Below are 14,662 nucleotides of genomic sequence, written 5' to 3' on the forward strand. Positions count from 1 at the left end.
GTTATTGTTTAGTGCTATAGGAGCCAAACTGGCTATAATAGGAATTATACATAAAATTGCTGCTATTGAAGCAGTTGTAACAGCCGTGTTGTCAGGAATTGCTGATGCTATAGCAGGTGGTGTAACAGGATATCTTATTAATGCAGCAATAAATCAATGCTGTAATAGTCAGAAATGTGCAACTCAGTAGTTCAAAAATGAGACCAATCTGGTAAATAGGCACTTGTAGGAGTAGAAATTATTTTATGGCTTTTCTTTGCTAAGTCTACTAAATACAGTTTAGAACTGCTCTGTGATTCTGTTTTTGTAAAGATATTCCTCTGCCATTTGACAGCCATGCTGGGATTTGATTTATGCTTCTCTGAAAGCAAACGTTCTTCTTTGTCATCTGACTTCATAATTCCTATATAAAAATTTCCTGGTTGAATCTTTGTAAAAACTATAAGACCACGCTTTGGTGACCAAACAGGTGTAGCATATCTCCACTTCCAAAACTAATTCTCTTAGATTCTTTACTTTTTTTTGTAAAATCAATAATGTAAAGTTGCTGACTTCCACTCACATCAGAACCAAAAACCATGTATTTCTGGTCTGGAGAAAAAGATGGGGAAGTACTTATAGCTAAACTTTTAGTAATTTTTCTCGTACGTTTACTGCTTAAACCTAAAGATAATATATTTGTCTCACCACCAAATGAATGAGAAATGAGAAGAGATTTGCAATCAGGAAAAAAACTAGGAGCAGAAATAACACCTTCAAATATACCAACTATTGATTTAGTATTTTTTTTAAACTCTTCCATATCATATAGCTTCTGCCATCCAAATATGAGATATAAACAATACTCTCCTCATTTGGTGAAACCCTAGTATTGACACAAATTTATCGCCGTTTGTTAAGTATTTTATATCGCTTTCATCTTGATTCACAACAGCAATTCTGCGTATGGACTTGTAATTACTATCTCTTTACTTCTGCAATGTACTCTATTTTCGTGTTAAAATGCCCCTTTTCACCAATTAATCTATCATGTACTGCATCCGAAATAAGATTAGTAATTTTTCTCTAGTCTTTTGCAGGAAAAACAACTGACTGGGTAAATAACTCTCCTTTTACAAAAGAATCAAACAAATGAAATGATAGCTCTAAGGCACTACCAGATACTTTGTTTAAACTTACTGTAACTAACATACCGCTCTTCCAAGGTTTTTGAATGACATGATTTTATAGCCCCTACGCCTTGTTCTATATTAAATAAACCGCAATTGGATAAATTTTTCTCAATCATTTTTGTAATGCTTTCACTTAATTCACTTTCCAGCTTTGTCTTGCATGTACATTTGGACACAACAAAGCTGATATTACCAACACTATCCTTTCTTACATCAACTACAAAGCAGCTTTAGTAAAATAAGAAATAAATAACGGAAGAAGTAATATTAGCTGAACAAGTAAATTCATTAGACTTTCTCCCTCCCAGCAAGCGTTTATTTTGAAGGTAAACTGCATACAGATGACGCCATGAAAGTAGCTGATACACGACTGTTCAAATCCTCGTATTACAGCACGTGGCATCAGCTTCTGGTGTTATTCCAGTATATGACACTGGAATTCAGTTTTTTGGTAATTTCATCGAAAATGTTGCGCAGTGCGCTTTTTCACAAGCAATTTTTCTAGATCCCAGTGTCACGCACTGGGATGACACCCTCCTGGTAAACTCAAACACAATGCTTGTACAGCTGTATGCTTGACACAGGTCCTTTGTTTCTAGATTTTAGCGCCACATACTGAAATGACAAGGAGTACATTGTTAACCTCTTACTTAAATAATGGTTAAAAAAAGAGGTTTATTTCATACCTGTTCTATCTGGACCTCAATTATAGGTCTTTTCAGTAAATATTCCTTTAAGATACTAAATATTAAGCTCTCAATCTTATTTCTTACTTTTTTTGTCGACTGTAAATTAAATGCTGACTCAACCGCCTTTATGATCCTTTGTATGATAGCTGCATCTTCTACTGCTTCTAAAACACCAGGCGCAAATACTTTTGGTTTAGCCAGCAATTTATTTCTCTTGTTTACAATTGCTGTCACTACAATAGTTCCAGCATCCCTCATCTTCTTACGCATTCTTATAACATTACTCCCCGGATGACGTAGCAAAATACCATCAACACCAAAATAGTTAACATTAATTGAATCAACTTTCTTTCCGTTCTCCAAGTTAACAATATCACCCGGTGCAATCATTATTGCTTTTTCCACACCACACTCTTTAGCAAATTTTACATGTGCATGCGTATGAATATACTCACCATGGACTGGAATAGACATTTTAGGTTTTATCAAAGAATACATTTCTCTTAGCTCTGCCTTGACTGGATGTCCAGAAGCATGAACACATTCTGTTTTCTCAGTAACAATCTCCACTCCCATTTCAATGAAAGCATTGAATATAACATGTGCACGAGTTTCATTACCAGGAATAATCTTTGACGAAAAAATTACTGTATCACCTTGTTGCATTTTAAATGCATGATGACTCTTATTAGCAAGTTTTGAGATTGCCGCCATTGGCTCGCCTTGGCAACCAGTGCAGATTAATAATAACTTTTCCCTTGGCAAATCTGCCACATCTTTTACTTCACAAAATTCAACAGAATCGGTTAAATACCCACTATTTTGTGCAACTCTTACTATTCTCCACAAGGACCTACCAAGCAAAACCACTTTTCTACCTAGTACCTTTGCAACTTGGCCTATCGTTTCAATCCGTGCCACGTTTGAAGCAAATAACGACACAGCAACTAGTTTTTTAGACCGCCTTATTATATTATAAATATTGTTATAAATTTCACTTTCTGATTCAGGATTATGCTTGCCTAACACATTTGTTGAATCACAAATTGCTGCAAGCAGATTACCTTTATCACCAATTTCTTTTAAACGACTTATATTAGAAGTTAAACCAACAATAGGTTTTTGATCGAATTTCCAATCACCAGTATGAAGCGCGCTGCCCACATCAGTGCTAACTAATATTGAATGTGCTTCAGGAATTGAATGAGTTACATTTATAAACTCAACAGTGAAAGGACTTAAATTTATACTGCCGTTTATATCCACCTCCTTCACAGATACCATACCTTCCAGCCGAAATTCCTTCAGTTTTTCCTTGAGAAAATTAGCTGTGAACTTTGTTGTATATATGGGACATTGTAACTCTTTCCACAAGTAAGGCACTGCACCGCAGTGGTCTTCATGTGCATGCGTAATTATTATTCCAAGCAAATCTTTCTTCCTTTGAGCAATAAAACTTACATCAGCAATTAATAGCTCAATACCTGGCATAGTTTCATCGGCAAAACCAATACCAAGGTCAATCATAATCCACTTGCCTCGGTAATGATACAGGTTAACATTCATCCCAATCCTGCCTACCCCTCCAAGTGGAAGAAATAAAAATTCGTTTTTGTTTATATTCATTAATTTTAAATTATTAAAATGTGAGGATAGCAAAACTTCGGTTTTAAATAAAGGAGTTTGTTACTTTCAATAACCCTAAGGAGAAAAAGAAATCCTCAAGATTTTAGCTACTCTATTTACCAAAACTTATATCCAATGCAAGGTCGATATATACTCAATTTGACCACAAACATTACTTTTAACCACAGTTGACTTTATCTAGTTAATATTCTAAATTGTAAAAAACAGATAGTTTTATGGCAATAAGTCTACTACAAGGCAAAAAGGGATTAATAACTGGAATAATAAACAAGAGATCGATAGCGTACGGTATAGTAAAAACTCTCTCAGAGCATGGTGCAGAATCTGCAGTCACTTACCAGAATGAAATAGTAAAAGAGAGATTATTATCAATAGCAGCTGAATTAAATGTGGAGCTAGTATTAAACTGTGATGTTGCAAATGAAGGAACTATAGATGATGTTTTCAAGTCAATAGAAGAAAAATGGGGTACCCTTGATTTTTTGGTACATGCAATTGCATTCTCTGACAAAAACGAATTAAGCGGCAAGTACGTTAATACTTCACTGAACAATTTCCAAAATGCAATGAATATATCATGCTATTCTTTCACTGCCTTAGCACAGAGGGCTGAAAAAATGATGCCAAATGGCGGCAGTTTACTTACTTTATCTTATTATGGTGCTGAAAAAGTTATGCCAAATTATAACGTCATGGGCTTGTGTAAAGCAGCACTTGAAGCAAGTGTAAAGTATCTAGCATGTGACTTGGGTCCACAAAACATCAGAGTAAATGCCATTTCTGCTGGTCCAATCAGAACTTTAGCGTCTTCTGGAATAAGTGATTTTCACTTCATATCAGAATGGAACAGAAATAATTCTCCTCTTAGACGCAACACTACTCTTGAGGATGTTGGAAAAGCAGCACTATATTTATTAAGTGACCTAAGTAGTGGTACTACCGGAGAAATTTTACATGTTGATTCAGGATATAATGTTGTAGGGATGAAGGCAATTGATTCAAATATAATTAATAGCTACCAAAATTGAAAATCGAGCATAAGAAAAAAGCCTTCTAAAAACTGGTAACATGATTTATAATTACTGTCATAAGCTTTAAATACTTTATGCTCAAGAAACTAGCTTGGTATTGGTCCTTCGTAGAGTTGATCAAAGGATTTATTATTACCCTCAGGTATGCGTTTAAACCGAAGGTTACGCTTAAGTATCCTATGGAAAAGGGTCCACTAAGCCCAAGATTTCGTGGCGAGCATGCATTGCGTAGATACTCAAACGGTGAAGAACGGTGCATAGCTTGTAAACTATGTGAAGTTATCTGCCCCGCCCAAGCAATAGTTATTGAAGCAGAGGAAAGAGAAGATGGTAGCCGCCGCACTACGCGTTATGATATTGATATGACAAAGTGCATATATTGTGGGCTTTGCCAGGAGGCATGTCCTGTTGATGCAATTGTCGAGGGTCCTAATTTTGAGTTTGCAACAGAAACAAGAGAAGAGCTAATGTATAATAAAGAAAAGCTATTGCGTAATGGTGAAATTTGGGAAGAAGCAATAGCACTCAGACTAAAAAAGGATGTATCGTACCACTAATGCTAGAAGTTTACAATATTAGACCTCTGTTATTCCAGCATCCTCTCATGTCATCCCAGTGCTTGACACTGGGATCCAGAAAAAAACGTGGTCACATACTGGCAAATACTGACCTCCGCTTATTACACAAGAGTTCCACTTATGATCAGAATTACTTTTTTAGCAAAACAAAAAGTAGAAGAATATAGTAGTAGAGTTACTGGTTTTGATATACTACAACCAGATATTTCAAAGGAAGCAATTGCCTTAAGGGTAAACGGTGAGTTGTATGATCTCTCACGTGAAATTGAATCTGATACAGAAATAGATGTGATACAACTTAATGATGAAGAGGGTTTGGATATAATAAGGCACGATGCTGCTCATATAATGGCTCAGGCAGTGAAAGAGCTCTTTCCTAATGCCCAGGTTACTATCGGCCCAACAATTCAGGACGGGTTCTACTACGATTTTGCTATAGATCATACTTTTACCACGGACGATCTTGCTGCAATAGAAAAGAAAATGAAAGAAATTATAAAAAGTAACCACAGATTTATTCGAGAAGTTTGGGCCCGTAAGCAAGCAATTAATTTTTTTAGTAGTATAGGTGAAAAATACAAGGTTGATATTATTTCCTCCATACCAGAGAGCGAAGATCTAACTGTTTATAGACAAGGTGATTTTGTTGACTTATGTCGCGGTCCACACTCTCCTTCAACTAGCAGAGTTAAAGCGTTTAAACTCATGAAAGTCGCAGGAGCATATTGGCGTGGCAATGTAAAGGGCCCAATGTTGCAGCGAATATATGGTACTGCATGGCGAAACAAAGACGAACTAAACATTTATCTTAAACGTCTGGAAGAGGCAAAAAAACGTGACCATCGCAGAATCGCTAAGGATATGGACTTGTTTCATATTCAAGAGGAAGCTGTTGGACAAGTTTTTTGGCATGAACAGGGATATACTTTATATAACGTTCTTGAGTCTTACATAAGGAAAAAATTAATAAACAATGGCTATGCTGAGGTAAAAACTCCTATCTTAGTAAGCAAGGAGTTGTGGGAAAAATCAGGGCATTGGGATAAGTTTCGTGAAAACATGTTTATCGTTGACGAATCTGAGAGTAAAAAACTAGCAATAAAACCCATGAATTGCCCTTGCCATGTGCAGATTTTTAACTCTTATACAAGAAGCTATCGTAATTTACCAATACGTATGGCAGAATTCGGCATGTGCCATAGGAATGAAAGCTCAGGTTCATTACATGGACTAATGCGAGTACGCGGTTTTACACAAGATGACGCACACATTTTTTGCATGGAAGAACAAGTTAATTCTGAGACTGTAAAATTCTGTGCTCTTTTAAAAGAAGTATATTCAGAGCTTGGATTCAATGAAATTTCTGTGAAATTCTCAGACCGTCCAAATGTTAGAGCAGGAGACAATGAAGTGTGGGATAGAGCTGAAAAAGCGTTGCTTGAAGCCGTTAAAGAAGCAGGACTCAGTTATGAACTTAACCCGGGTGAAGGTGCATTCTATGGTCCAAAGTTAGAGTTTATTTTGAAAGACGCAATAGGCAGAAGTTGGCAATGTGGAACGCTGCAAGTTGACTTCATTTTACCAGAACGTCTGGGGGCCTTTTACATAGGAGCAGACGGACAAAAATATCACCCTGTTATGTTGCACAGAGCAATCCTTGGAACTTTTGAACGTTTTATTGGAATTTTAATAGAGCACTATGCAGGAAAATTTCCGCTATGGCTCGCTCCAACACAACTTGTTATTTTAACCGTCACAAATGAAGCTGACAATTATGCCACAGAAATTAGTAACGTTTTAAAAGAACAAGGTGTCAGGGTTAAGACCGATTTAACCAATGAGAAAGTTAGTTATAAGATACGCTTGCATAGTTCAAACAAGGTGCCTATATTATGGATTGTAGGCAAAAATGAAGTTGCAAGCAAAACTGTATCAGTGAGAAATTTAGGATCAGAGAAGCAGGAGTCTTCTTCTTGTGAAAAGGCTGTTAAACTGCTATTAAAGAAAGTATTAATTTAAGTTAAGGGAGCTAAAACTTGCAAGTTAAAAAAAATAGAATTAATGAGTTCATTACAGCTAAGGAGGTACGTTTAGTTGACCATAATGGCGAAATGGTTGGAGTTGTATCAATAGGAAGAGCCTTGACATTTGCACAAAACGTCGGTTTAGACTTGGTGGAAGTTGCACCTGATTCAATTCCTCCAGTATGTAAAATACTGGATTATAGCAAACAAAAGTATGATGCAAAAAAGAAGGCAAGTGAGGCGAAAAAGAAACAAAAAACATTAACTATAAAAGAAATTAAACTAGGTCCCAACATTGGTGATCATGACTATGAAACAAAATTGCGTCACGCAAGGGATTTTCTTACACATGGACATAAAATTAAAGTTACAATGAAATTTAAAGGTAGAGAGCTGATAAATACTGAAGTTGGGCTGGAAAAATTAGAACGGCTAATTAGGGACACTGAGGATATTGCAAAAATAGAATCAGCACCTAAACGGGAAGGAAATCAATATTTCTTAGCTCTGACTACCAAGTAGCAGAATTTACTAAATAAAACCTTTGACTAGTTCTTATTTAAATAAACGACTACATTTTATAATTTTTAAGGGCGATCAAGGATTGGCTTTATCTTTCTTAAGCTCTCCATTAATTTAAAACAGATTTTGTTTTAAATTAAAAAGAAAACTGCTTGCATCTTGAAATTTGGTGCAAGTAAGATTGAATATTTGGAAAAAATAGTGTATTACTATTAATACCATTTAAGTTAATTTATTATAGCACTTTCTAAATTCCTTACCAAAATTGGACCTGACTTTCAAGAAGATCTTTGGCACGGAAGAAATAAGAATATTCTTGTCCATTTTTGAGCGATGTTTTAGGGTATACTGAAGTTAATACTATGCAAGAAATAGAATTCATCAGCGTCATTATGAATTCTAAATTTGCTTCTGAGAAACAAAGCATGGTTGGTGTTCTCTGCAAGGATTCTGTTGGTAATAAGTTTGTGGTTGAAGTGGAGCTCACTCGTGACAAGGACTTTGAAAAACGTATTCAATATTACGTTGCCAAAGCTTCTCAAGGCAATCTGGTGGATATCATAATTTACACAAAAGATTTTCTTTATTACAATATCAAATTGTACTTTATTTCCCGATGAGTCCAATTATATATCTAGCCATACCATAAGAGACGATGAAACTAATGAGCATGATTTACAAGATTTTCAATTCGTATTCATTGAACTATCTAAATTTCCTAAAGGTAAAGTAGACCAATTAACAAGCATAGTAGAACGCTGGTGTTTCTTTATTTAAGTATGCAGAAGAAACAACAGATAAAAATTTAAAGAAGATAGCAGGAGAAGTATTAATAATAAATTAAGCATATGATGAGTTAAACAAGTTTCACTGGGATGAAAAGGACCTAAACAGCGTATGAAGAAAGAATAATGGATCTGTACAAAGAGGAAGCTATCCTTGAACAGAAACTTGGAAGGTATAGAAGAAGGAAAAATTGAAGTAGCAAAGGCAATGCTGGCTGATAATGTTGACACCAACACTATTGTCAAGTTTACTGGTCTTTCCATTAGTGAAATTGAAAGGATTGCAAGATCAAGTAGAAATCAGTGACGGTGACAAAAGCTCTTGTTTTAATAAACAGAGAGTTTAGTAATTGCTCTCTCTTCGATAACGTGGCGAAAATGTCTGATTAATCCTTGAATTGGCCAAGCTGCAGCATCACCAAGTGCGCAAATTGTATTGCCTTCTATTTGAGTTGTAAGGTCAAGTAATTTATCTATTTCACCATGCTTAATATTTCCTGTTACCATTCTTTTCATAATTCTCCACATCCATCCAGTACCCTCGCGACATGGTGTGCACTGTCCACATGATTCATGCATATAGAAGTGCGATAACCTCTCTATTGCAGCTATTATATCAGTCGATTTATCCATCACTATTACAGCAGCAGTACCAAGCCCTGACTGTGCTGCTCTTAATGAATCAAAATCCATTTTAATAATATCACATATAGACTTTGGAATTAATGATACTGAAGACCCACCAGGTATTACAGCAAGTAAGTTATCCCAACCTCCTCGTACTCCACCCGCATATTCTTCAATCAACTCACGTAGCGGAATTCCAAGTTCCTCTTCAACATTACACGGGTTATTTACATGCCCTGAAACACAAAAGATCTTAGTACCAGTATTATTTGGTTTGCCAAGAGATGCAAACCACTCCCCTCCACGATACAGAATGTCTGGAACCATAGCTATAGTCTCAACGTTGTTTATCGTGGTTGGGCAGCCAAAAAGTCCAACACCAGCAGGAAATGGAGGCTTCATACGGGGAAAGCCCTTTTTTCCTTCGATCGATTCAAGCTGAGCTGTTTCTTCTCCACATATGTAAGCCCCTGCACCTCTATGGATAAACACGTTAAGATCATAACTTGATTTGCATGCATTTTTTCCTATTAGGCCTTCTTTATACGCTTCTTCAAGTGCTTGTTTTAAAACTAAATATTCATTATAAAATTCACCCCTAATGTAAATATATGCAACAGATGCACTAATTGCTCTGCTAGCCAAGAGAACTCCCTCAAGTAACTTGTGTGGCTCATACCGCAATATATCTCTATCTTTACATGTACCAGGTTCTGATTCATCCGCATTGACTACTAAGTATGTTGGCTGCTCTTTTGAAGGATTCTTGGGCATAAAGCTCCATTTAAGACCAGTAGAAAATCCTGCACCCCCTCGACCTCTTAAGCCAGATTTTCTTACTTCATCAATAATTTTTTCTGACCCTAAATCCAATAATTCTTTTGTTTTTTGCCAACTACCACGTTTTTTTGCACCCTTGAGTAGTGGAGTTTCTTTACCACTCAAATTAGTGAATATTTTGTCCTGTTCTTTCACTATGATTCCCGAGACCTTAGTGATCCCGGCGCGAATCGAACGCGCGACCCACTGATTAAAAGTCAGTTGCTCTACCGGCTGAGCTACGGGATCATTTTATTTTTCAGCTATATTAAACAGTAATACAGATTTTATCCGTTTTAATCAAACTAAAATTTTCATATGTGGTTAAATAAATTATATAATAGAATTTTTGCACTCAAATCAGTTTTTAGCAGCACGCTAAGCGCATAATAACGTGTCTATCCAAAGAAATAGAAAGCCCATTTTACAGGCCTTAAGAACCCTTATATGGGGATGTTTTAGACCTAAAATTTATCCTTAATCTTTATTTAAGTGACAAAAGCACATTATTAAACTAGGTGTGTTATGTTTAATTTTTCTTATATAGACACTCCATGTCTTTATAAATTTTTATCTACGTTAGCTGAATCTCGCTTATTAAGTAATGTAATAAGCGCCAAGTTTTTGAGAGAACAGTAAACAACTCACATTGCATTGTTCTTTTTGTCTTTATTTAAGAATTAGTTCAAAAATCAACTAATCTTCTTTTTTTATAAAGAAATTATTTGAAAAACTTCTGCATTACCCTTATCGTGACGTTATGGATATTTATAATTCCAAGGTTGACTACTTACCAAGCATATAAGACATTAATGTCAAGTTCCTACAAGAGATATCACTAGGGTTTCTTTTGCCCTTTTTCTTCCTAAGAAACTTCTTCAACCAACTCCTCTTGTTGAACCAACATATAACCAAATTCCTGTGCCCTTTTGATCAAATTTTTCACACTTTCTTTTTATAACGTGTTTCATAGTAGCTTATACCTCTTTCCACATATCCTTGTCCACATTTCAACATTTGATAGAAGATACGTGCTAACTTTCTTGTAGTAGCAGTAATTGCCTCTGGGGTTCTTAAAAACTTAAATTAAGGAGCTTCTTCCTGGTTTGACAGATTTCTTCCGTCCGGTGCTACTTGGTAAATTTCTTAACGCTTATAATTTAGACTGATTGCAGTTCAAAAGCAACTGAGTTGCAGTTATTAAGCATTTAGAATAGGAGAATGCCATGTTTCAAAGTTAAATGTAAATAACTAGCCGACCACGGGGATTCTTTTGCCTTTTTTTATTTAGTAAATTTCTTAATGTTTATGGCTAAAGCAATTTAAGAGAGAGGTCGCCCAAACTTGAGATCCAGAAAAAGTAGGGTGTCATTTCAGCATATGACGCTGGGATTTAGAAAAAAACAACCTGATTCCAGTACCAAGCACACAGCTGTACAAACATTACTTATGGAAAAGAATAAAGGTAATAATTGTAGACTTTTTCTGGGTCTCCACCACAATATTCAATGACAGATTTTAAGATTTCGAGCCTAAGTTCATTTATAAACGCTCTCCTTGCAAACTTGTAACTCTTGACTTCACTGCGTTTCTTGTATTTCATTAATAAAACAGAGGTGATGAGAATCATATACAATGTAACAAAAATTGTGTTTTTGCTGTACCTAAGAAAATGCCTGGTATTGAGCTTTTGCTTAATAAATTTGAAAAAAACTTCTATTGACCAGTACTTTTTGTAAAAAGCACAAATTTCCTCAACAGATATTTCGTAAATATTGGTTAAAAATGTGAGAATCTCACCACTTTCTTGGTTTTTTGTTTTAATTGGCCTGATTTCAAACTGCAAAAACGCCGAACCTTTTGCACTAACTGGACTATCATATTTTCTGTCAGTTCAAGCGTTTCCGTTTGTACACCTGTAGTCTTTGCATGAATACGAACCATTTTATTTGTCATTGCCATGATTGATAAAATATACATTTTTCCCTAAAAACTCCTCAAAAGGAGCACGTTTTTATAGCTCACGGTCAAACAGCAAATTGACTCTTGACCGTGATTTAAAATCATTTCCCGGAACGATTTATAATCCGAAAAACTTTCTGCCTGAGTACATAAATCAAACAATTTTCAAACCTCCCATCTGCTGCAACAGTGCACTTTATCACGTCTCTTTACAATATTTCGTGCTTCTGCAGGAAATACCAAGCCGTAGTAATTTACTTGATAGTTGAAGTGTCGTTGAATCTATAATCAGCAACTTTCGTTGATTCCCCCGGGCTACAAAAACTCTACAACATGAATAGAAAAATCCTCTTAAAGTACTCAACAGGTATTGTTTTTAAGCGGCTTGCTACTGATGAATGGCGTGTATCTAAGTTGAACATGCGGCGATAATTTTCCTCCAATTATCCGCAAGCTCATCTCATTTTTCTCTAGTATGCTATACAACAATAAATTGAAAACATTTTCCCCGTAAATTTGCTAACTCTATAATTTACGTCAACAGCCCCATCCATTTTTCCCAGCTCTTCTCTTGGCAATTTTGATATCATTTCTTTGTAGTAGAACATCACATTCCCAAAATTCCTACAATATTTCACTACTTTTACAATGCCTGTATAGCATGCTTTAGGCCTAACGACTGCAGGTAATTTTAAATGTTTATTTCAAAACACAATGTTCACGCAATTTATTCAAGGGATTTACTTAGTGGCAAAACTTGCCCTGATATGCTGCAATCCTCAGAAGCTAGCTCCACAAATTTGTCTGTTAGTTTATTAGGTAATATCAATTCAGATATATCTTTTCCGGGAAATGCTTGCTTATACATTTCACTATCAACAGGCCCTTCTGAATACACAGCATTCACACACAATTTTGTATGTTTTGTCTCAGATGCATATATCTTTACCATGATTTCCAGTGCAGCTTTACTTGCAGCATAAGGTACCCAATATGGATAAGAAGAAGGAGAAAGCGTCACTTCTGAGGTCATGAATATCACTCTTCCAGAATTGGATTTTTTTAGTACTGGATCTAAGTTTTTTAGTAAGTACCAATTGGCAGTAAAATTTGTATTCATTACATTCTGTAGCTCTTCAAGCTCGCAGTCATGAACAAGATTCAATTTACCTAAAATTCCAGTGCATGCAACTAATATATCAAGCGCCCCAGATTCTGATAATTTTAGGCTTTCTATCATATTTGCCAATATCTTTACGTTTTCAAAGTCCAAAAGATCAAGCTGAATTAGCTTAACAGAACCCTCTTTGAATTCATCAAGCTTTTCGATTTCATCATATAGCTGCTTGAGATTATCAATAGACCTCGAAATCAAAATTACATATGCACCTTCCCTCACAAATCTTTTTGCAACGGCTGATCCCATTCCACCTGAAGCCCCGGCAATTAAAGCTATTTTGCCTTCTAACTTACCCATTTCTTTTCCCTTAGCGAGATCCATTAAAACATTTTAGCTGAAAATTAAACTTTGCTCCATATATAAAAATTAAACTCACCATATAAAAAAACAGTAATGACACTACCACGCCACCCAAGCTTCCGTATATTAAATCCAGTTGGTCAAAGGAGGCTCTTAAGTATTGCTTGAAAGCTGAAGCAGAAACTGTCCAAAGCATAACAGCTATATAAGATCCAGGAAATACATCTGACACATTTTGTCTTATGTTGGGCAGCATAAAGTATAGCCAGGAAACTACTATGAAAAGTACGAATTCAATGAGAAGATACCTAGTATAACTTAGCCCATGGTAAGAAAAATCGATTAGCATTGGCACTAATGTAGAAAATACTATAGTTAGAGTTATAATAAACGTAATTATTAAGAATTGTAATATACTTAATATTCTCCTTAATACATAAGGAGGCGAAACCGGAACTTTATAGGCTTTATTTAATATCGTTCTTAACCCTTCAATTGTCGACGAAGCAGTCCAAATAGCACCCACAATTGCTAAAGTTAATAAACTTTGTGGTGGCCCTGATATTATCTCCCTAATGCGCGGCATTAAAGATGCTAAAATGTCCTGTGGCATGTTGTCAATTATAAATGTCCAGCCAATGTTATATTGGTCTAAGAAATTCGCAAATGTTGACGCCAAAGCCATTAAGACAATGAGAAACGGAAATATCGACAACAAGATTAAAAATGATAAATATCCCGCATGTTCCATCCCGTCATTATAAATTGTGTCAATCAAAGCATGATAAAGACAATAAATAATACCGTAAAATTTCTTCAGTAACTTATTCACTATATTACAAATAAACCAAGTAAAATATTCTAAATGAAATAAAATATATCTTTAAGCAAAAAACCCTCTAATGATACTGAGAATTGTTATGTATTGTCATTTTTTTGTCATCCATATTCTCTCTTTCAAACAACACAAAATTCATTTCATTTCAACACATAACCAGAAAAAATACTAGCGTCTACTTACTGAAGATGGTAAGGAGGTAGTGCAAGAAGTTTTATAATGTATGCGATTGATAGAGGTCACAACAACCAGATTAAGCCTAGTCTAGTTTAATTTTTGAGTTCTTAGCAGGTAGTTAAGCTTGGATTTAATAATACTGTATTGGCACCTTCGCTTTCTCCATCAATAAGATAAGCTCGATCGAATACCTTTGTTCCAAGATAATTGTTTTTTTCGTCAAAGAATAAGCTAATGACTTTACAAAGTTGCATTTCTTTTTTTCTAATCTCTTCTTGATCTTCTAAAGATATTCCTAGTAGCTTTTGTTC

10 protein-coding genes, 1 tRNA gene and 2 pseudogenes are annotated in these 14,662 nt (G+C 35.4%); 6 read left to right on the plus strand and 7 right to left on the minus strand.

All coding sequences use genetic code 11. The features are described from left to right. Positions 1–4 precede the first annotated feature (4 nt). Entirely contained in the window at positions 5–190 is a 186-nt protein-coding gene (locus tag WBM_RS02770; protein ID WP_011256665.1) for a hypothetical protein, read from the plus strand. 1 nt (position 191) lies between these two features. Here the strand turns inward: WBM_RS02770 and WBM_RS02775 are convergent. After that, positions 192–1,461: pseudogene (locus tag WBM_RS02775) on the minus strand (protein TolB). A gap of 391 nt (positions 1,462–1,852) precedes the next feature. Further along, complete coding sequence (locus WBM_RS02785; protein WP_011256667.1) at positions 1,853–3,487, minus strand: ribonuclease J; 1,635 nt, start codon at positions 3,485–3,487, stop codon at positions 1,853–1,855. Between the two features lie 236 nt (positions 3,488–3,723). Between WBM_RS02785 and WBM_RS02790 the strand changes: the two genes are divergently transcribed. From WBM_RS02790 to WBM_RS02810, 5 genes and pseudogenes are all read left to right on the plus strand, one after another. Next, positions 3,724–4,536, plus strand: a complete 813-nt coding sequence (locus tag WBM_RS02790) for an enoyl-ACP reductase FabI (RefSeq protein WP_011256668.1) — start codon at positions 3,724–3,726, stop codon at positions 4,534–4,536. A 77-nt stretch (positions 4,537–4,613) separates the two neighbouring features. Next, entirely contained in the window at positions 4,614–5,096 is a 483-nt protein-coding gene (gene nuoI / locus WBM_RS02795; RefSeq protein WP_011256669.1) for an NADH-quinone oxidoreductase subunit NuoI, read from the plus strand. Between the two features lie 141 nt (positions 5,097–5,237). Then, positions 5,238–7,136, plus strand: a complete 1,899-nt coding sequence (gene thrS, locus WBM_RS02800; protein ID WP_011256670.1) for a threonine--tRNA ligase — start codon at positions 5,238–5,240, stop codon at positions 7,134–7,136. A 17-nt stretch (positions 7,137–7,153) separates the two neighbouring features. Further along, positions 7,154–7,663, plus strand: coding sequence for a translation initiation factor IF-3 (gene infC, locus WBM_RS02805; RefSeq protein ID WP_011256671.1), 510 nt, complete (start codon positions 7,154–7,156; stop codon positions 7,661–7,663). A gap of 237 nt (positions 7,664–7,900) precedes the next feature. Beyond that, positions 7,901–8,755, plus strand: a pseudogene (locus WBM_RS02810) (Rpn family recombination-promoting nuclease/putative transposase). 20 nt (positions 8,756–8,775) lie between these two features. Here the strand turns inward: WBM_RS02810 and nuoF are convergent. The 5 genes from nuoF to WBM_RS02835 form a co-directional block, all read right to left on the minus strand. Next, positions 8,776–10,053 (minus strand): NADH-quinone oxidoreductase subunit NuoF, encoded by a 1,278-nt coding sequence (nuoF, locus tag WBM_RS02815; protein ID WP_041571573.1) that lies wholly within the window; start codon positions 10,051–10,053, stop codon positions 8,776–8,778. Between the two features lie 17 nt (positions 10,054–10,070). Further along, a tRNA-Lys gene (locus WBM_RS02820) sits at positions 10,071–10,143 on the minus strand. A gap of 1,198 nt (positions 10,144–11,341) precedes the next feature. After that, positions 11,342–11,740: a transposase gene (locus tag WBM_RS06950; protein WP_041571466.1), complete on the minus strand. Its 399-nt coding sequence runs from the start codon at positions 11,738–11,740 to the stop codon at positions 11,342–11,344. 843 nt (positions 11,741–12,583) lie between these two features. Continuing rightward, a complete protein-coding gene (locus tag WBM_RS02830; RefSeq protein ID WP_011256673.1) occupies positions 12,584–13,357 on the minus strand; it encodes an SDR family NAD(P)-dependent oxidoreductase in 774 nt (257 codons plus the stop codon). Next, positions 13,344–14,168: a YihY/virulence factor BrkB family protein gene (locus WBM_RS02835; protein ID WP_011256674.1), complete on the minus strand. Its 825-nt coding sequence runs from the start codon at positions 14,166–14,168 to the stop codon at positions 13,344–13,346. Before WBM_RS02835 ends, WBM_RS02830 begins: the two co-directional genes overlap by 14 nt. Positions 14,169–14,662: the final 494 nt, after the last annotated feature.

This window comes from Wolbachia endosymbiont strain TRS of Brugia malayi (assembly GCF_000008385.1).
In the GTDB taxonomy this organism is placed as follows: Bacteria; Pseudomonadota; Alphaproteobacteria; order Rickettsiales; family Anaplasmataceae; genus Wolbachia.